The organism is Lentzea sp. NPDC058450, assembly GCF_042721395.1.
Taxonomy (GTDB): domain Bacteria; phylum Actinomycetota; class Actinomycetes; order Mycobacteriales; family Pseudonocardiaceae; genus Lentzea.
Genome location: NZ_JBHXLO010000030.1, coordinates 25,439 through 44,200, shown reverse-complemented (window position 1 = coordinate 44,200; position 18,762 = coordinate 25,439). Strand labels below are relative to the sequence as shown.

At 68.4% G+C, this 18,762-nt stretch carries 19 protein-coding genes; 12 read left to right on the top strand and 7 right to left on the bottom strand.

Features of this window, described 5'->3' with window-relative positions; all coding sequences use genetic code 11:
- Window positions 1–11: 11 nt before the first annotated feature.
- Window positions 12–1,241 (bottom strand): ornithine--oxo-acid transaminase, encoded by a 1,230-nt coding sequence (gene rocD, locus ACFWNN_RS35000; protein WP_382444232.1) that lies wholly within the window; start codon window positions 1,239–1,241, stop codon window positions 12–14.
- A gap of 140 nt (window positions 1,242–1,381) precedes the next feature.
- On the opposite strand from rocD, the gene ACFWNN_RS34995 reads away from it, so the two are divergent.
- The 11 genes from ACFWNN_RS34995 (at window position 1,382) to ACFWNN_RS34945 (ending at window position 11,111) form a co-directional block, all read left to right on the top strand.
- Window positions 1,382–2,212, top strand: a complete 831-nt coding sequence (locus tag ACFWNN_RS34995; RefSeq protein ID WP_382444231.1) for a PPK2 family polyphosphate kinase — start codon at window positions 1,382–1,384, stop codon at window positions 2,210–2,212.
- A 175-nt stretch (window positions 2,213–2,387) separates the two neighbouring features.
- The gene (locus tag ACFWNN_RS34990) at window positions 2,388–3,443 is read left to right on the top strand and encodes a lactonase family protein (protein ID WP_382444230.1); all 1,056 of its coding nucleotides are present in this window, start codon (window positions 2,388–2,390) and stop codon (window positions 3,441–3,443) included.
- A gap of 51 nt (window positions 3,444–3,494) precedes the next feature.
- Window positions 3,495–4,226 (top strand): SGNH/GDSL hydrolase family protein, encoded by a 732-nt coding sequence (locus ACFWNN_RS34985; RefSeq protein ID WP_382444229.1) that lies wholly within the window; start codon window positions 3,495–3,497, stop codon window positions 4,224–4,226.
- 17 nt (window positions 4,227–4,243) lie between these two features.
- Window positions 4,244–4,546 (top strand): ArsR/SmtB family transcription factor, encoded by a 303-nt coding sequence (locus ACFWNN_RS34980; protein ID WP_382444228.1) that lies wholly within the window; start codon window positions 4,244–4,246, stop codon window positions 4,544–4,546.
- Entirely contained in the window at window positions 4,543–4,998 is a 456-nt protein-coding gene (locus ACFWNN_RS34975; protein ID WP_382444227.1) for an SRPBCC family protein, read from the top strand. Before ACFWNN_RS34980 ends, ACFWNN_RS34975 begins: the two co-directional genes overlap by 4 nt.
- A 10-nt stretch (window positions 4,999–5,008) precedes the next feature.
- Window positions 5,009–5,776, top strand: coding sequence for a HipA family kinase (locus ACFWNN_RS34970; RefSeq protein ID WP_382444226.1), 768 nt, complete (start codon window positions 5,009–5,011; stop codon window positions 5,774–5,776).
- Window positions 5,760–6,146 (top strand): DUF3037 domain-containing protein, encoded by a 387-nt coding sequence (locus tag ACFWNN_RS34965; RefSeq protein WP_382444225.1) that lies wholly within the window; start codon window positions 5,760–5,762, stop codon window positions 6,144–6,146. Before ACFWNN_RS34970 ends, ACFWNN_RS34965 begins: the two co-directional genes overlap by 17 nt.
- Window positions 6,147–6,222: 76 nt before the next feature.
- Window positions 6,223–7,242, top strand: coding sequence for an LCP family protein (locus tag ACFWNN_RS34960; protein ID WP_382444224.1), 1,020 nt, complete (start codon window positions 6,223–6,225; stop codon window positions 7,240–7,242).
- 290 nt (window positions 7,243–7,532) lie between these two features.
- Window positions 7,533–8,264: a 3-hydroxybutyrate dehydrogenase gene (locus ACFWNN_RS34955; protein ID WP_382444223.1), complete on the top strand. Its 732-nt coding sequence runs from the start codon at window positions 7,533–7,535 to the stop codon at window positions 8,262–8,264.
- 10 nt (window positions 8,265–8,274) lie between these two features.
- Window positions 8,275–9,567 (top strand): MFS transporter, encoded by a 1,293-nt coding sequence (locus ACFWNN_RS34950; RefSeq protein WP_382444222.1) that lies wholly within the window; start codon window positions 8,275–8,277, stop codon window positions 9,565–9,567.
- Window positions 9,564–11,111 carry a helix-turn-helix domain-containing protein gene (locus ACFWNN_RS34945; protein ID WP_382444221.1) on the top strand — a complete coding sequence of 516 codons (1,548 nt, stop codon included), beginning with the start codon at window positions 9,564–9,566 and terminating at the stop codon, window positions 11,109–11,111. Before ACFWNN_RS34950 ends, ACFWNN_RS34945 begins: the two co-directional genes overlap by 4 nt.
- Here the strand turns inward: ACFWNN_RS34945 and ACFWNN_RS34940 are convergent.
- The 5 genes from ACFWNN_RS34940 to ACFWNN_RS34920 all read right to left on the bottom strand — a co-directional run bounded on the left by ACFWNN_RS34940 (window position 11,091) and on the right by ACFWNN_RS34920 (window position 16,988).
- Window positions 11,091–12,566: an APC family permease gene (locus ACFWNN_RS34940; protein WP_382444220.1), complete on the bottom strand. Its 1,476-nt coding sequence runs from the start codon at window positions 12,564–12,566 to the stop codon at window positions 11,091–11,093. The genes ACFWNN_RS34945 and ACFWNN_RS34940 overlap by 21 nt on opposite strands.
- Entirely contained in the window at window positions 12,567–14,036 is a 1,470-nt protein-coding gene (locus ACFWNN_RS34935) for a GMC family oxidoreductase (protein WP_382444219.1), read from the bottom strand. It lies immediately after the preceding gene.
- Window positions 14,033–15,475 (bottom strand): aldehyde dehydrogenase family protein, encoded by a 1,443-nt coding sequence (locus ACFWNN_RS34930; protein ID WP_382444218.1) that lies wholly within the window; start codon window positions 15,473–15,475, stop codon window positions 14,033–14,035. The genes ACFWNN_RS34935 and ACFWNN_RS34930 overlap by 4 nt, the downstream gene beginning before the upstream one ends.
- Before the next feature lie 80 nt (window positions 15,476–15,555).
- A complete protein-coding gene (locus ACFWNN_RS34925) occupies window positions 15,556–16,671 on the bottom strand; it encodes an NAD(P)/FAD-dependent oxidoreductase (protein ID WP_382444217.1) in 1,116 nt (371 codons plus the stop codon).
- Window positions 16,668–16,988, bottom strand: coding sequence for a bifunctional 3-phenylpropionate/cinnamic acid dioxygenase ferredoxin subunit (locus tag ACFWNN_RS34920; protein ID WP_382444216.1), 321 nt, complete (start codon window positions 16,986–16,988; stop codon window positions 16,668–16,670). The genes ACFWNN_RS34925 and ACFWNN_RS34920 overlap by 4 nt, the downstream gene beginning before the upstream one ends.
- 119 nt (window positions 16,989–17,107) lie before the next feature.
- Between ACFWNN_RS34920 and ACFWNN_RS34915 the strand changes: the two genes are divergently transcribed.
- The gene (locus ACFWNN_RS34915) at window positions 17,108–17,878 is read left to right on the top strand and encodes an IclR family transcriptional regulator (RefSeq protein ID WP_382444215.1); all 771 of its coding nucleotides are present in this window, start codon (window positions 17,108–17,110) and stop codon (window positions 17,876–17,878) included.
- Here ACFWNN_RS34915 and ACFWNN_RS34910 read toward each other — a convergent pair.
- Entirely contained in the window at window positions 17,863–18,681 is an 819-nt protein-coding gene (locus ACFWNN_RS34910) for a hypothetical protein (protein ID WP_382444214.1), read from the bottom strand. The genes ACFWNN_RS34915 and ACFWNN_RS34910 overlap by 16 nt on opposite strands.
- Window positions 18,682–18,762: the final 81 nt, after the last annotated feature.

Here is an 18,762-nt window from a genome sequence, read left to right as displayed (position 1 = left end):
GGAAAATCACCCTAAACGGGACGAACGACGTCCGCGATCGCCTGCACGCCGAGATCGATCTCGTCCCGGGTGATCACCAACGGCGGCGCGACGCGCAACGTCGACGCGTGCGTCTCCTTGCACAGCACCCCGCGCGCGGCCAACGCCTCCGAGGCCGTCCGGCCGACGGGCCCGCCCGGCGCGATCTCGACACCAGCCCACAGCCCGCGCCCGCGGACCTCGGCGACACCGGACCCGACCAGCTTGCCGAGCTCGGCGTGCAGGTACGCGCCCATCTCGCGCGAGCGTTCCTGGAACTCACCGGTCGCCAGCAGCCGCACGACCGCGCGGCCGACCGCGCAGGCGAGCGGGTTGCCGCCGAACGTCGACCCGTGCTCGCCGGGCTTGAGCACGCCCAGCACGGCCTTCGACCCGACCACCGCGGACACCGGCAGGATGCCGCCGCCCAGCGCCTTGCCGAGCGTGTAGAGGTCGGCGCGCACGCCCTCGTGGTCCAGCGCGAACAGCTCGCCGGTGCGGCCGAGCCCCGACTGGATCTCGTCGGCGATCATCAGCACGTTGTTCTCGTCGCACAGGCGGCGGATGCCCGCGAGGTACCCGGCGGGCGGCACGACCACGCCGGCCTCGCCTTGGATCGGCTCCAAGAGCACGGCGGCGGTGCGCGGGGAGATCGCGGACTCGATCTCGTCCAGCGCCCCGTACTTCACGACCTTGAAGCCCGGCGTGAACGGGCCGAAGTCGTTGCGCGCGGTGTCATCGGTCGAGAACGACACGATCGTCGTGGTGCGGCCGTGGAAGTTGGACCCGGCGACGATGATCTCGGCGGCGCCCTCCGGCACGCCCTTGACCTGGTAGGCCCACTTGCGCGCGACCTTGATCGCGGACTCGACGGCTTCGGCGCCGGAGTTCATCGCGAGGACCATCTCGGTGCCGGTGAGCTGGGCGAGCTCACGGCAGAAGAGGCCGAACTGGTCGTGGTGGAACGCGCGGCTCGTCAGCGTGACGCGGCCGAGTTGCTCGACGGCGGCGGCCACCAGGGCGGGGTGGCGATGGCCGAAGTTCAGCGAGGAGTAGCCGGACAGGAAGTCCAGGTAACGACGCCCCTCGACGTCGGTGACCCACGCACCCTCGCCGTGGGAGATCACCACCGGCAGCGGGTGGTAGTTGTGCGTGCTCCACTCTTCGTCCAAAGCGACGTAGTCAGCGCTGGTGGTGGTGTCGTGCTCAGCGATGGCGGTCATCCTCCCAGGTTAGGGGCCTGAACAAACGATTTCGACCGTGAAGCATTGCGCACTGCCTCAGTTCGTTGCAGACATTCACCAGTCCGTGGCGGTTTGTTGCACAGCAGGCGGACTCGGCGGTGAATCGCTACGGTCTGGAGATGGCTAAGAAGTCGGTTCGTGACGCCCTGCGACTCGATGAGGTGGATCTCTCCACTCTCGACCCGGCAGGCCGGCCCACCGGTCCCAAGAACAAGAAGGAGGCGGCCGAGGACATCGCCGCCACCGGGGTCGAGCTGGACGCCCTGCAGGAAGCGCTCTACGCGGAGGATTCTCGCTCGGTCCTGCTCGTGCTGCAGGGCATGGACACCTCCGGCAAGGGCGGCGTGGTCAGCCACGTCATGGGCCTGGTGAACCCGCAGGGCGTGCGGATCGCGTCGTTCAAGAAACCGACTCCCGCCGAACGCCGCCAGCACTTCCTCACCCGGATCCGCAAGGTGCTGCCGGAGAAGGGCCGGCTGGGGGCGTTCGACCGCTCCCACTACGAGGACGTCCTCGTGCCCAAAGTAGAACGCCTGCTCACGGCCGCCGAGATTCGCGGGCGTTACAAGGAGATCAACGCGTTCGAGCGGGAGCTCGCCGACTCCGGCACGACGGTGGTCAAGTGCTTCCTGCACATCTCGCCGGAGGTCCAGAAGGAACGGCTGCTCGCGCGTCTGGACGACCCGCGCAAGAACTGGAAGTACAACCCGGCCGACATCGACGTCCGGTCGAAGTGGTCGAAGTACCAGGACGCGTACACGCAGGCGCTGAAGAACTGCCGCGAGACGCCCTGGTACGCCGTTCCGTCGGACCGGAAGTGGTACCGGAACTGGGCGATCAGCCGGTTGCTGCTGGAGACGCTGCGCGAGATGGACCCGAAGTTCCCGCCGCCCGCCTACGACCTGGAGGCCGAGAAGGCCCGGCTGATCTCCGCCGACCCGCTCCGGTAGCCGCCGCACCGCCCGTTGCGCTGGACGCAATCTTGATTGCACCTATTGCCTGGCCGTAGTGGTCTAGGCCAGTGTGGGCTGCGCCGCCGCCGCAATGTCAGACCGGAGGTGTGCAGCCGTGGGTGTAGATCGGCGACGTTTTCTCGGAGCCATGGGCGTGGGAGCAGGACTGCTGATGACCGGAGGAACCGCTGAGGCGGCCGCTGCGACCCGGAGAGTGTTCTTCGGCGCCTACACCACGTGGAGCGGCGGTGCGAAGGGCATCGGCATCGGCACCTACGACTCCGTGTCGGGCCAGCTGAGGACGACCGGCGTGATCAGCGGCGTGGTGAACCCGTCGTTCGTGATCGAGTCGGCCGACGGCAGGTTCCTCTACGCCGTCAACGAGAACACCAAGGGCGAGGTCACCGCGATCAACGCGGCCACGCTCAAGGTGATCAACAAGCAGGCGACCGGCGGCGCGGACCCGTGCCACCTCACGCTGGACCCGTCCGGGAAGTTCCTGATCACGGCGGACTACTCGTCCGGCTCGCTCAGCGTCTTCCCGGTCAACGCGGACGGCAGCCTCGGCGCGCGCACGCAGAAGGTGCAGCACAAGGGGACCGGGCCGAACCCCGACCGCCAGGAAGGCCCGCACGCGCACCACATCGTGTTCGACCGGGCCGGCAGGTACGCCGCGGCGGTCGACCTCGGCGCCGACTCGGTGTTCGTCTACTCGTTCACCGGCGGGAAGCTCGTGCAGGTCTCGCAGGCCAAGGTCAAGCCGGGAGCGGGGCCGCGGCACATCGCGTTCGCGCCCGACGGCAAGACCGCCTACGTGGCGAACGAGCTCGACTCGACCATCGTGACCTGCTCGTACGCGAACGGGATCCTCACGCCGGGCCAGGTGCTCAAGACCGTGCCGTCGGGCAGCCCGACGAACTACCCGGCCGAGGTGCTGGTCTCCGCGGACGGCAGGTTCGTCTACCTGTCGAACCGCGGTCACGACAGCGTCGCGCAGTTCTCGGTGAACGCCACCGGGCTCACGATGGTCGGCACGACGGCGGTCGGCGGCAAGTACCCGCGGCACATCACGTTCGACCCGGCAGGGTCGTTGTTGTTCGCGGCCAACCAGAACTCGAACAACGTCACGTCGTTCAAGGTCGACAAGGCCACGGGCAGGCTGACCCCGTCCGGGACGGCCCTGCAGACCGCCATTCCGGTCTGCGTGCTGCCCACTCGACTGGGTTAACCACCTTCTGGAACAACCGTCCACAGTGGTACTCCGGGCCGTATGGGTCTCATGGCTGGAGTACTGGCAGTCGCGTTGATGGCGCCCGCGCCGATCGCTCCGGAGTACGTCGCACTCGGCGACTCCTACGCGTCCGGTGCGGGCGCCGGTTCCTATGTGGACGGGGCGTGCCGCCGCAGCTCGAACGCCTACCCGGCGTTGCAGGGCGCGGAGTTCCCGTCGTTCCGGTTCGTGGCGTGCAGCGGGGCGACGACCAAGTCGCTGCGGACGCAGATGAGAGCGCTCACCCCGAACACCACGTTCGTCACGATCACCATCGGCGGCAACGACCTCGGGTTCGCCGACGTCCTGACGACCTGCACCCTCAACGGCGACGTGGCCTGCTCGGCGCGGGCCTCCCAGGCCGTCGACTTCATCCGCGGACGGCTGCCCGCCCTGCTCGACGGCACCTACGCGACGATCAAGCAGGCCGCCCCGGCCGCCCAGCTCGTCATCGTCGGCTACCCGCGGCTGTTCACGCCGGACGACGACTGCCGCACTCTGTCGATCGTCAAACGCGCCGCCCTCAACGAGGCCGCTGACCAGCTCTCGGACCAGATCGCGCAGGCCGCCGGCCGGGCGGGCGCGCGGTACGTCGACGTGAGGGAAGCGTTTGCGGACCACGGAGTGTGTGCGCGGGAGCCGTGGATCAACGCGCTGGTCAACCCCACCAAGGACTCGTACCACCCGACCAGGGCCGGGCAGGCCGCGTACTTCCGGGCGTTGACAGGCGCGCTTCGGTAAGTTCAGACTTACCGTTCGTGGAGACTTACCAAACGGCGTTCGCGGCGCTCGGCGACCCGACCCGCCGCGAGATCTTCACGCTGCTCGTGGCCGGGCCGCGGGCGGTGGGGGAGATCGCCGCCGTGCTGCCGGTGTCGCGGCCCGCCGTGTCCCAGCACCTCAAGGTGCTCAAGGAGGCACGGCTGGTCCGCGTCCAGGCCGAAGGCACCCGGCGGAGGTACTCGGTCGACCACGTCGGGGTGGCCGCGATGCGCGACTACCTCGACGACGTGTGGGGTCAGGCGCTCGCGAACTTCGCTGCGGTGGTGGAGGAATCATGACGGAGGTCCGCAGGTCCGTGCTGGTGAACGCATCAGCCGACCACGCGTTCAAGGTGTTCACGGAGAAGTTCGTGACGTGGTGGCCGGCCGCGCACCACATCAGCGACGCGGAGCTGGAGGACGTCGTCGTCGAACCGCGCGAGGGCGGCCGCTGGTACGAGGTGGACCAGAACGGCGGCGAGTGCGACTGGGGCCGCGTGAAGGCCTGGGAACCGCCGTCGCGGCTGCTGCTGGCCTGGCACCTCGACGGTGACTGGGATTACGACCCGGACCCCGCGCGGGCGTCCGAGGTGGAGATCACCTTCACCGCCGAGGACGCGGGCACCCGCGTTGAGCTGGTGCATCGCCACTTCGAGCGGCACTTCACCAAGCCCGAACGGGTGCGCGACGGCGTCAGCGGCGAGGGTGGCTGGGGCGGAATTCTGCTCGGCTTCGGGCAGGCGTTCGTGTGATCATGCGCGGGTGAGTTCTCTGAGGGAGGTCACGGCCACCCGGTACGTCACCCCGTTCCGCGAGGGCGGGTCGATGCCGGGCCTGGTCGAGGCCGATGACCTGGGCATGTACGTGGTGAAGTTCCGCGGCGCGGGGCAGGGCGTGAAGGTCCTGGTCGCCGAGATCGTCGTCGGCGAGCTGGCCCGGCGGCTGGGCTTCCGGATACCCGAGATCGTCCTGGTGCACCTCGACGGAGAGCTGGCCCGCGCGGAACCCGACCAGGAGGTCCAGGAGCTGCTGCGCGCCAGCGGCGGCCTCAACCTCGGACTCGACTACCTGCCCGGCTCGTTCGACTTCAACCCGATCGTGCGCGACCCGGGCACCGAGCTCGCCACGAGGCTGCTGTGGTTCGATGCCCTCGTGCTGAACGTGGACCGCAGCTGGCGCAACCCGAACATGCTGCTGTGGCACCGCGAACCGTGGCTGATCGACCACGGCGCCGCGCTGTACTTCCACTACTCGTGGAGTGAGGAACGGCCTGCCACCAAGGACTTCCGCTATGACTCGTCGGACCACGCGATGCTGCCGAACGCGGGTGCTCTGTCCGAAGTGGACGCGGAGATGGCCGCGAAGATCACGCCCGGGCTGCTCGACGAGGTGCTCGCGCTCGTTCCGGACGAGTGGCTGGAGGGCGATCCCGCCGAACTCCGGCAGCGCTACAAGGACTTCTTCACCTACCGCCTCGCGAACCGCGGCTGGGTCGACTCGCTGGAGGCCGCGCGTGCCGCACGTGTTTGAGTACGCGCTGCTGCGGGCGGTGCCGCGGCAGGAGCGGGGCGAGTTCATGAACGTCGGCGTGATCGTCTACTGCGCGCCGCTGGGCTTCCTGTGCGCCAGGACCTATGTGGACGGTGAGCGGCTGCGGGTGCTGGACCCGCACCTCGACGTCGAGACGCTGGAAGACAGCCTGAGGCACCTGACGAACTCGTGCGACGGGAGCGCGGCGGCCGGGCCGGTGAGCCGGACCACGGTCGGGCAGCGGTTCCGGTGGCTCACCGCGCCCCGGAGCACGATCGTGCAGACATCACCTGCTCACACGGGCTGGACTGAGGACCCGTCTGCGGAGGTCACGCGCCTTTTCGAGGCGTTGGTGCTGCCGCCCCGGTAGGTTTCCTCGCAACCTGAGGCGGCGAACGACGTCCTCACTTGCAAAGCGAAACTGAAGCGATCGGGGTTGGCGACACATGAGCGCTGGGTATCACCACGGCTACCAGCAGCCGCGGCGTCCCATGCCGCCGCAGCGGCCGATGAAGAAGAAGAGGCGTCCGGGACGCGTCATTCTGGTGCTGCTGCTCGTCCTGGTTCTGGGCACCGTCGGGTTCGGGTTCTACGTGGACTCGACGCTGACGCGGATCAACGCGCTGCCGGACTACGAGGGCCGTCCCGCCGAGACGCCGGGCACCACCTGGCTGCTCGTCGGATCGGACGCGCGGGAGGGTCTGACGCAGGAGCAGAAGGACGCGCTGGCCACCGGTGACGCCGCCGGACGGCGCACGGACACCATCATGATGCTGCACCTGCCGGACAACAGCGCGGCCAAGCCGGTGCTGATCTCGATTCCGCGCGACTCGTACGTCGCGATCCCGGAGAACGGCCGCAACAAGGTCAACGCGGCGTACGCGTTCGGCGGGCCGCAGATGCTCGTGCAGACCGTCGAGGGCGCGACCGGCGTGCGGATCGACCACTACATGGAGATCGGCTTCGGCGGGTTCTCCGACATGGTCGACGCCGTGGGCGGCGTGGACATCTGCATCGACGAGCCGATCAAGGACCCGCTGGCCGGCATCGACCTGCCCGCGGGCTGCCAGGAGCTCGACGGGCCGAAGGCGCTCGGGTTCGTGCGGACCCGTGCGTTCGCGACCGCCGACCTGCAGCGCGTGCAGAACCAGCGCAAGTTCCTCTCGGCGCTCTTCGAGAAGGTGAAGAGCCCCGCGACGCTCGCGAACCCGTTCCGCGCCATCCCCCTGATGAACGCGGCCTCCGGTTCGGTCTCCGTCAACGAGGACGACCACCTGTGGCACCTGCTGAGCGTGGCTCTGAACATGAGCGACGCGACGAGCGGGACCGTGCCGGTGGGTTCCACGCCGACGGTGCCCGGTGCGGGCTCGGTCGTGCAGTGGAACAAGGAGAAGGCCTCGGAGCTGTTCGACCTGATCAGCAAGGACCAGCCGGTCCCCGCCGAGCTGATCGCTCCTCCGAAGTAGTTACTGCTTGACGGGCTCGGGAGTGGGCTCCGAGCCCGTCGGACCGGCCTCCTGCGCGATGCCTTCGAGCTCGCGCAGGAGGTCGTCGTAAATAGGTGTTGTGGACATTGGTCCCCCTCGGTAGCGGATCTTCCCCCGTTCAGGTGACGGGAGCTTACGCCTCTGTACCCCCGGGGGATGCCAGATATGCAGTTGAGACGCTAAATGTTGGCTAAAGCCACGTTGTGACCAGGCTTTATGTGTGGCCACCACATGTCGATCACGCCGGGTGACGCCTAGCGTTTCCAGGCATGTCGAGTGTCACGGGTCACAGCGCGCTGATCACCGGAGCCGCGAGCGGCATCGGCCTGGCCTGCGCCCGCGCGCTGGCCTCCGCAGGCGCCAAAGTCCATCTGGTCGACCGAGATCCGCACGTTCTGACCCTCGCCGAAGAACTCGGCGGTGTCGGATATGTAGTCGACCTCACGGGTTCCGTAGCCGCGTTGCCGGGCGAGATCGACGTCCTGGTCAACAACGCCGGCGTGCAGCACGTCGCGCCCATCCACGAGTTCCCCGCCGAGCGCTTCTCGGCGATGGTCGAGCTCATGCTCGGCGCGGCCTTCCGGCTCACCCGGCACGTCCTCCCGCACATGTACGCCCGCGGCTGGGGCCGACTCGTGCACGTCACGAGCGTGCACGGCGTCCGCGCGTCGGCGTTCAAATCCGCTTACGTCGCCGCGAAGCACGGCCTGGAGGGCTTCTCCAAGGTCGCCGCGCTGGAGGGCGCCCCGCACGGCGTGACGTCGAACTGCGTGGCGCCCGGATACGTGCGGACCCCGTTGGTGGAGAAGCAGATCGCGGACCAGGCGAAGGTGCACGGCATCGCGCCCGAGGACGTGACCGAGCAGATCTTCCTGCAGCGCAGTGCGGTGAAACGGCTGATCGAGCCTTCCGAGGTCGCCGACGCCGTGCTGTGGTTGTGCGACAACAGTTTTGTCACCGGAACGTCAGTGGCCGTCGATGGCGGCTGGTCAGCTCAATGAGGAGTTGTCGATGATCAAAAAAGTGGTAGGCGCTTCGCTCATCGGGACAACTGTCGAGTGGTACGACTTCTTCCTCTACGGCTCGGCAGCCGCCCTGGTGTTCAACAAGCTGTTCTTCCCGACCGCGGACCCGCTGACCGGCACGCTGCTCGCGTTCACCACGTACGCGATCGGCTTCCTGGCGCGTCCGCTCGGTGGCGTGGTCTTCGGCCACTTCGGGGATCGCCTGGGGCGCAAGAAGTTGCTGGTGCTGTCGTTGCTGCTGATGGGTGGCGCGACGATGCTGATGGGCGTGCTGCCCACGTACGCGTCGGTGGGCGTGCTGGCGCCGTTGCTGCTGACGTTGCTGCGGCTGGTGCAGGGCTTCGCTCTGGGCGGTGAGTGGGGCGGGGCCGTGCTGATCGTGTCGGAGCACGGTGACCCGAAGCGGCGCGGGTTCTGGGCGTCGTGGCCGCAGGCCGGTGCTCCCGGCGGCAACCTGCTCGCGACCGGTGTGCTCGCGATCCTCGCGGCGGTGCAGTCGGACGAGGACTTCCTCGCGTGGGGCTGGCGGATCCCGTTCCTGCTCTCGGGTGTGCTGGTCGTGATCGGCCTGTGGATCCGGTTGCAGGTCGCCGAGTCGCCGGTCTTCCTGGCCGCGCAACGGGAAGCGGAGAAGGCGCCGAAGCAGGAGAAGGCGCCGGTCTTCGAGCTGCTCAAGCACAACTGGCGCGAGGTGCTGGTCGCGATGGGCGCCCGGCTCGCGGAGAACGTGTCGTACTACGTGATCACCGCGTTCATCCTGGTGTACGTGACGACCGGGCTCGGGCTCTCGAAGTCGGTGGGGCTCAACGCGGTGCTGATCGGGTCGGCGGTGCACCTCGTCACGATCCCCGTGTGGGGCCATCTGTCCGACAGGTTCGGGCGGCGGTCGATCTACCTCGTCGGCGCGGTCGGCATGGCGGTGTGGGTGTTCGCGTTCTTCGCCATGCTGGACACGAAGAGTCCCGGCCTGATCATCCTGGCCACGACGGTCGGACTCGTGCTGCACGGTGCGATGTACGGGCCGCAGGCCGCGTTCTTCTCGGAGCTGTTCGGCACGCGCGTGCGGTACTCCGGCGCGTCGATCGGGTACCAGCTCGCTTCGATCGTCGCGGGCGCGCTGGCCCCGTTGATCGCGACGGCGCTGCTGAAGGCGTACGGGTCGTCGTTCCCGATCTCGATCTACGTCGTCGCGATGTGCGTGCTGACCGTGATCGCGGTCCTGCTGGCCCGCGAGACCCGTGGTGCGGATCTGGAGGAACGTGACAGGGTTGGGGTGTGACACGACGGCGTGAGGCCGAACTGGCGGCGTTGTTCGAGACCGCGTCCGAGCTCGCGGGCATGCGGGACACGGACGCGGTGCTCCGCTCGATCGTGCGCAGAGCCCGGACGCTGCTCGGAACGGACGTCTCGTACCTGTCGATGAACGACCCGGCCGGCACCTACATGCGGGTGACGGACGGGTCGTTCTCGCCGTTGTTCCAGAAGGTCAGGCTCGGGCTCGGTGAGGGGCTCGGCGGGCTGGTCGCGCAGACCGCGCGGCCGTACGCGACGTCCGACTACTTCGCCGACGCCCGGTTCAACCACACCAACCCGATCGACTCGGCGGTGCACGACGAGGGCCTCACGGCGATCCTGGGCGTGCCGCTGAAGCTCGACTCGAAGGTCATCGGCGTGCTGTACGCGGCGGACCGCACCACCCGGGAGTTCCCGGCCGAGCAGGTGGCGCTGCTGCAGTCGCTCGCCGACCACGCGGCCATCGCGATCGACACGGCGTCGTTGTTCGCGACCATCCAGTCGCACAACGAGGCCATGAAACGCGCCGAGGAGGCGCACGACCGGCTCACCGACCTGGTGCTGCGCGGCGGGTCCTCGGCGGAGGTCGCGGCGGCGGTGGGGGAGCTGCTCGGCGGCACGGTCGAGGTGCTCGACCTGGTGCCGCCCAACGCCGTGCGCGCCAACGGGCGGGCCGTGCTGCTCGGCGACGAGTGGGTGTGCGCGGTGCTCGCGGGGTCGGAGCTGCTGGGTGGGATCGCGTTGTCGGGGCGCCGCGACCTGACGGACGCGGACCGCCGGCTGTTCGAACGGTCGGCCGCCGTGACGGCGTTGTTGTTGCTGCTGCGGCGGACCGTGGCCGAGGCGGAGAACAAGGTCCGCGGCGAGCTGATCACCGACATCCTGGACGGGCGGGACGCCACTGGGCTGGTGGCGCGGGCCCGGCGCGTGGGCGTGGAGCTGTCGGAACCGCACGTGGTGCTGGTGGCGGACGGGAACCTGTCCGGGGCGACGCACTACGCGTCCGTCCACAGGGGACTGGCCGGCTCGCGCGGCCGGGACGTCGTGCTGGCGTTGCCGTCGGTGTCGACGCACGTCGCCCGTGAGGTCGCGAAGGCACTGGACGCGACGGTCGGGGCGTGCGGGCCCGTGGCCGGGCCGGTGGCGATCGCGGCGGCCTACGAGGAGGCGCGGCGGTGCCTGAAGGCGTTGCGGCAGCTGGGCCGCGAGAAGGACGCGGCGACGATGGACGACCTCGGGTTCGTCGGCGTGCTGCTGGGCGACCGGGCCGACGTGTCGGGGTACGTGCGGTCGGTGCTCGGGCAGGTGCTCGACTACGACACCGAACGCGGCACGGAGCTCGTGCACACGCTGGAGGTCTACTTCCGCTGCGGCGCGAACCTGAGCCGTGCCAAGGCGGAGCTGCACCTCCACGTCAACACGGTCACGCAACGACTCGACCGCGTCACGTCGTTGCTCGGCGACTGGCAGTCGCCGGACCGCGTGCTGGAGGTGCAGCTCGCGTTGCGGCTACTTCGCCTGCAGCGCTGAGTCCTTCCCGGCGGGGATCGCGTCGCCGGCGGCCGCGTCGGAGTTGCCGAACGGCTTGGCGACCAGCATGTAGACCAGGCCGATGCCGACGACCAGGACACCGCTGAGGATCACGATGTAGTTGTCGTACCAGGGCGCGTCCGGGGTGCGCGGCCACACCATGTTCACCATCGCCGCGACGCCGTACGCGAGCGCCAGCACGTTGACGATCAGGCCCCACCGGCCGAGCGTGAACTCACCCGACGGCTGCCAGCCCTTGAGCCGCGCCCGCAGCGCCGCGAACACCACCATCTGGAAGCCCAGGTAGATGCCGAGCGTCGCGAACGACACGATCTTGTCCAGCGCGTTGGTGGACAGCATCGACGCGACCACGATCACGGCGGGGATGACCCCGGCGAGCGCCAGCGCGTACGGCGGGATGTGGCGCTTCTTGTTGAACTGCGCGAGTGCCTTGTGCCCGAACAGCATCTTGTCGCGGGCGTACGAGTAGGTGAGGCGGGAGGCGGCCGCCTGGAGCGACATCGTGCACGACAGGAACGAGATCAGCACGACGCCGATCACGATCTTGTAGCCGACCGGGCCGAACGCGTTGGTGAGGATGTTCGTGACCGGGTCGGCGTCCTCGCCGGAGATGACCCTGCCGAAGTCCGGCACCGCCAGCAGCAGCGAGAGGCACGCGAACGTGGCCGCCGCGCCGCCGATGTAGATGGTGCGGCGCATGGCCTTCGGGATGACGCGGCCGGGGTCCTTGACCTCTTCCGCGGTGTCGCCGCACGCCTCGAAGCCGTAGTACTGGTAGAGGCCGATGATGCCGGCCGCGAAGAACGCCGGGAGGTAGCTGCCGGAGCCCTCCGCGCCGAAGCTGTCGAACAGCACGCCCAGGCCGTGCACGCGGTTGTCGACCAGCAGCCAGATGCCGACGACCAGCGCGCCGACGATCTCCGCGGCGAACCCGAAGATCGCGGCCCAGGACAGCACCTTGGTGCCCGCGTAGTTGATGAGCGTGGAGACCGCGATGATCGCGATCGCGCACAGCACGGTGTTGCCGACGTTGGCCGTGTAGCCGAGAAGTGTGGCCAGATAGGGCCCGGCGCCGTAGCTGACGGACGCGATGGTGACCAGCAGGGCGATCATGTACACCCAGCCGGTCATCCACGCCCAGCGCTTGCCCCACAGGCGGCGTGCCCAGGGGTACACGCCGCCCGCCACGGGGTACTGCGCCACGAGCTCGCCGAAGATCAGCGCGACCAGGAACTGGCCGACGCCCGCGACGACGAAGCTCCAGATCATCGGCGGACCGCCCAGGGCCAGCGCGACACCGAAGAGCGTGTACGTGCTGACCACGGGGGAGAGGTAGGTGAAGCCCAGCGAGAAGTTCGCCCAGGGACTCATGTCCCGCTTGAACTCCGAGGTGTAGCCGAGATCCTTGAGCCTGTCTTCCGCTGTGGCTGTCACTTACGCCTCCTTGATCAGGTCCGCGGCGCGTTCTCCAATCATGAGGACGGTGACCATGGGGTTCACCGTCGGCATGGTGGGGAAGACGGACGCGTCGACGACCCGAAGGCCTTCGAGTCCGATGACTTTCAGGTCACCGTCCACAACGGACCCGATGGCACAGGTGCCGGCGGGGTGGTAGACGGTGTGGGCGGCCTTGCGGCCGTACTCCGACAGGGCCTCGTCGCTCGTGACGTCCGGGCCGGGTGCGATCTCCCGCTTGAGCCACGACTTGAGCGGCTCCTGCTCGGCGATCTTCCGTGCGATCCTGAACCCGTCGACCAGCGTCTGCTCGTCGTAGCCGTCGGGGTTCATGAAGTAGCCGAAGTCGAGCTGCGGCTTCTCGGTGGGGTCGCTGGACTTCAGCCACAGCCGGCCCTTGCTGTGCGGGCGCGGGATGTTCGGCGTCATGCAGACCCCGTGCTCCACCGTCGGATAGCCGAGGCGTTCCGTGTTGGTGGTGAAGGGGATCTGGTAGAAGTGGAACATCAGGTCCGGCCGCGGGTCGGACTCGTCGCGCCGGATGAACAGGCCGGCGTCGGAGTCCATCACCGAGTTCTCCGGCAACGGCTTGGTGGTCTCCCACACGATCACCGACTCCGGGTGGTCGAGCAGGTTCTCGCCGACGCCCGGCAGGTCGTGCTTCGGCTCGATGCCGATGCTGCTCAGGTGCTCGGCGTCGCCGACGCCCGAGAGCATCAGCAGCCGGGGCGTGTCGATGGCGCCCGCGCAGAGCAGGACCTCTTTGTTCGCCTCGATGTAGCCCTTGTCCGTGTGCACGCCGATCGCGCGGGTGCCGTCGAACTCGATCCTGCTCGTCCAGGTGTTGAGGAGCAGCGTGAGGTTCCTGCGCTCCAGGATCGGGTGCACGTAGGCGGTCGAGGCGCTCGACCGCTGGTTGTTCTTCTCCGGGTGGTACGCGATGGAGAAGAAGCCCACGCCGTCCTGGAACGGCTTCGCGTTGAAGTTGTCGATCTCCGGGACGCCGGTGGCCTCCTGGGCGGCGGCCACGAAGTCCTGGGCGATCGGGTTCCGGTCCTTCTCCACCACCGGGATGATGTTGAGCTGGACCTTGTCCCAGTACGGGCCGAGCGCGTCCCACGTCCAGCCGTGGCCCCAGTCGTCGAGGTCCTGCGGCAGCGGCTGGAAGCAGATCAGCGTGTTGTGGCTGGAACACCCGCCGAGCACCTTCGCGCGGCTGTGCCGGATGTGCGAGTTGCCGCGCGGCTGCTCGACCGTCGGGTAGTCGTAGTCGTACTCGGTCTCGAGCAGGTTGATCCAGTTGCGCAGGTTCAGGATCTTCTCGTCGCCGACGTCGGACGGACCGCCCTCGATGACCGCGACCGTGACGTTCTCGTCTTCGGTGAGCCGTGCCGCGAGCACGCAGCCCGCTGTTCCGCCGCCGACGATCACGTAGTCATATGCGGTCACTGGGTGGAGTCCTTTCGCGCGAACCAGTTTTGGGCTTCAGGCTTGAGGTTCTGGTACACGTGCTTGGGCTCGGTGTACTCGTGCAGGCCCGCGGTGCCGAGTTCGCGGCCGACCCCGGAGCGCTTGAAGCCGCCCCACTCGGCCTGCGGCAGGTAGGCGCCGAACTCGTTGACCCAGACCGTGCCGTGGCGCAGCTTCTTCGCGACGCGCTGCGCCTTCTCCAGGTCCTGGCTCCAGACACCGCCGGCGAGGCCGTACTCGGTGTCGTTGCCGAGCATGATCGCCTCGTCCTCGGTGCTGAAGCGCTCGGCGGTGATGATCGGGCCGAACGTCTCGTCCTGGACCAGCTTCATGTCCCTGGTGCAGTCCGCGTAGACGGTGGGGCGGAAGAAGAAACCGTTCTGCAGCTCGGGTTCGTCCGGCCGCTTGCCGCCGGCCTTGAGGGTCGCGCCCTCCTGCTTCGCCACCTCGACGTAGCTCTCGACCTTCGCGCGGTGCTCGGCGGAGACGAGCGGCCCGGACTCGGTGTCCTCGTCGAAACCGTTGCCCAGCTTGATGAGATCGGTCCGGCGCGCGACCTCGTGCACGAAGTCGTCGTAGATGTCGGTGTGCACGATCAGGCGCGTGCCCGACGAGCAGACCTGGCCCGCGTGGAAGAACGCGGCGGTGAGCGCGTAGTCGACGGCGGTGTCGATGTCGGCGTCCGCGAACACGATGTTCGGGTTCTTGCCGCCGAGCTCGAGCGCGACCTTCTTCACGGTCTTCGCGGCCGACGCCATGATCCGCTGGCCGGTCGCGAGGCTGCCGGTGAACGAGATCAGGTCGACGTCGGGGTGCTCGGACAGCGGCGCGCCGACCTCAGGGCCGGTGCCGAGGACGAGGTTCGCGACGCCGTCGGGCAGCCCGGCCTCTTTGAGGAGCTCGAACAGCTTGATGGTGCTGAGCGGGGTGATCTCGCTGGGCTTGGCCACCAGCGTGTTGCCCGCCAGCAGCGCGGGCGCGATCTTCCAGGAGACCTGGAGCAGCGGGTAGTTCCAGGGGGCGATCATGCCGCACACGCCGACCGGTTCGTAGTCGACGCGGCTGATGACGTTCTCCGGCACGCCCTGGACGATCTTGGGGTGCAGCAGTCCGGCGAGGTTGCCGTAGTAGCGGAACACGGCGGCGACGTCGTCCACGTCGATGCGGCTCTCGACCAGCGTCTTGCCGGTGTCGAGCGTCTCGGTGCGGGCGATGTCCTCCTTGTCGCGCTCCAGGAGGTCCGCCACGTGGTTCAGCACGGCGGCGCGGTGCTCGGGGCTCGAGTGCTGCCAGTCGCCGTGGTCGAAGGCGTGGCGCGCCTTCGCGATCGCGGCGAGGGCCTGGTCGCGGGTCTGCTCCTCGACCTCGGTGATGACGCTCTGGTCGAAGGGGTTGATGATCTGCCGCACCGGCGACACGGACTGCCTCCCTGGTTCATGTGTCCACGAAGGACACTTGGGTGTATCCGGTCGCCGGCGGCGGTAAACCGTGACGACCGTTACTTGAGGTTCCGGCGGAGCCTCGTGAAAAGACGGGCGTTGCTCATGGCCACAATGCCAACAATGTCGTCCGGGTTCTCACCGTCTCGATAGGTCGCGACGAACTTCCTGTCCTCAACGGACCCATCTTCGATGCGAACGTCGTTCGTCGCCCGTCCGATGAACTGGATGCGCACGCCGTACTGGTCGGACCAGACATAACCGCCCGCGGTGTGCGTCGCGACGGTTTCTCCGGCGAGCAAGTTGCGCGTTGCAACCTGCGCCTGCTCGGTCGCGGACGTCCAGTGCTCGGCGCGATGTCCTGCGCAGTTCGCGACGTCGCCGACCGCGACGATGTTCTTCACGTTCGTCACGCCACCCGCGTCGCAGCGGACGCCGTTGTCGATGTTGACGGGACCGCCGGCCAACCAGTCGGTTGCCGGGCGTGTACCGATACCGGCGACGACGACGTCAGCATTGACCACACGTCCATCGGCGAGGTTGATTCCATGGTTGATTCCGCCGTCAACGTTGACTGAATCAACATTGACTCCGGTAATCAACGTTGATCCATGGTCGCCGTGCAGATGTCCACATGCACTGCCCATCTGTGCACCCAGTACACGTGTAAGAGGCGTGGGCAATGCTTCGACAACGGTGACGTCCTTGCCCAGTGCGCGTGCACTGGACGCGATCTCGGCCCCGATGAACCCGGCGCCGATGACGCCGATGTGCTGCGCGCTGCCGAACGCCTCGCGGAGCTTGACGGCATCGTCGAGGGTCCGCAGCACGTGCGTGCCGGGGATGGTGCGCGGCAGGCCGCCGGTCGCGATGACGAGACCGTCGGCCGCGAGGGTGGTGCCGTCGCTGAGCGCGACCTCCTGGGTGGAGAGCAGACCGGTCGCCTTGACGCCCAGGCGCCACTCGGCGTTGACGGCGTCGAGGTCCTCCTGGTCGGCGAGCGGTACGGCCTCGACCTTGCCGAGGAGGAAGTCCTTCGACAGCGGTGGCCGGTCGTAGGGGAGGTGGACCTCGTCGCCGACGACGACGATCCGTCCGTCGAACCCCTGCTGGCGCAGTGCCTGCGCCGACCTCAGCCCGGCGAGCGAGGCACCGATGATCGCGATCGTCTTCACGCCACGTCCTTGTTCACTTCGACATCGACATAGACCACTCCATCCTCCACAAGAACCGGATAGGTCCTCACCGGTCTTTTGGCGGGCAGACACGTGGGCACGCCGGTGCGAAGGTCGAAGCTCGCGGCGTGCAGCGGGCACTCGACGAAGCACCCCTCCAGCCAGCCCTCGCTGAGCGAGGCGTCCTGGTGGGTGCACGTGTCGTCGATGGCGTAGAGGGCGCCGTCGACGTTGAAGAGGGCTATCGGCGCGTGAGGGCCGACGATGCGAACCGCCTCCCCTGGGGGCAGGTCCACGAGAGCGCAGGCGCGGATCATCGTCGGCCTCCGTTGCGTAACACGGCACACGTTCCGAATGACGCAACACAATGTGAGCCTCGCGCGACCCGCCGTCAAGAGTCCAGCCGGTTGTTTTGCCTGTCGATTACTGTTGCGCGATGAGCAACTCCGACTCGGCAGCTCAGGTGCAGTCCGTGGACAGAGCCATCAGCGTGCTCGAACTCCTGGCCCAAGGCGAGGCCGGTATCACCGAGATCGCCGGTGAGCTGGGCGTGCACAAGTCCACGGTGTCCAGACTCGTCTCCGTGCTGGAGTCGCGTGGCCTCGTCGAGCAGCTCGGGGAAAGAGGCAAGTACGCCATCGGTTTCGGGGTCGTGCGCCTGGCGGGCGCGGCGACCGGCCGGATGGACCTGACCAAGCTCGGCCAGCCCGTCTGCCAGACCCTCGCCGACTCGTTCGGCGAGACCGTCAACATCGCCGTGCACGACGCCGGCGTCGCCATCAACATCACCCAGGCCCGCGGCTCCGCGGCCGTCTCGGCGGTGAACTGGATCGGCCAGCGAACGCCCCTGCACGCCACCTCGTCCGGCAAGGTCCTGCTCGCCTACCTGCCCACCGCCGAACGCACGCGCCTCGCGTCGCTACCGCTCGACGCCTACACCGAGAACACGGTCGTGGAAGCCGCACGGCTGCTCACGGAACTGGAGGACGTGGCGGCCAAGGGCTACGCGGCGTGCTTCGAGGAGCTCGAACTGGGGCTGCACGCGGTGGCCGTCCCGGTCCGCGGGCACCGGGGCGAGGTGGTGGCGGCGATGAGCGCGTCCGGGCCGTCGTACCGGCTGTCGCGGGAACGGGTCGAGGAGATCGTGCCGGCGATGTCGACGGCGGCGCAGGAGCTCTCGGCCCAGCTGGGTTACTTCGCGGGCTGATCCCAGATCGGGACCCAGCCCCAGTCGGAGAGATCCGTCCAGGACGTGCGGAGGCGTTCGGCGAGTGTGCCGCCGAACGCCATCGACGACTCGTGCGAGGCGTAGGCGATCCAGTCGAGCGAGTCGTCGGTCCAGATGCCCTCGGCGCCGGTGTAGGCGAGCTCGACGGCGTCGAGGTCCAGGAGGGAGCCGGGGTCGCCGTGCTCCCGGATCTCGACCACGCGGTGCAGGCCCATGTCCACGAGGGCGTCGTAGACCAGTTCGAAGCCACCGGCGTCCCACATCGCGTCCGCGCTGACGACGAGCACGTCCTCCGGCACGTCCTCGGTGATCAGCGGGTGCCACATGGTCACCTGCGTGCCCCACCGCGCCGCCAGCCGGCCGCGCCACCGCTCCACCTCCTCATCGCTGAACGCGCGGCGGTAGGGCAGCGGCTCGACGGTGAGGTCCTTCGCGTTCAGCCAGCTCCTGATCGACGCGCGGAACAGGTCGCGTTCCGCCGCGGTCGCCTCGGCCTCGATCGGGTGGAGGCCGGTGGTGAACACCGACTGGGCCGTCGACGCGGCGGTCGACAGAGCGGCGGCGAGGCGGTCCGGCGGCGGCAGGTCGTCGGGATCGAGGCGCTCGACCTCCAGCAGCATCGCGGCCACGACGTCGTACCCGGGGAAGATCCGCTTGGCCTCGTCGGTGTGGTCGAGGCCGCGCCTGCCGTCGTCCGGCAGCGCGGCGTACTCGGCGTGCAGCTTTCCGTTGCGGCTCATCAGGTACCTGCGCGCCATCGTGTGCAGGGTCGCGGACTCCATCCGCCGATGATGCGTCACGGTTCGCGGCCGAAGCTCCTGATTTATCCGGTTTCACGGACCGTCGCGTGCTGATCGCGCGAA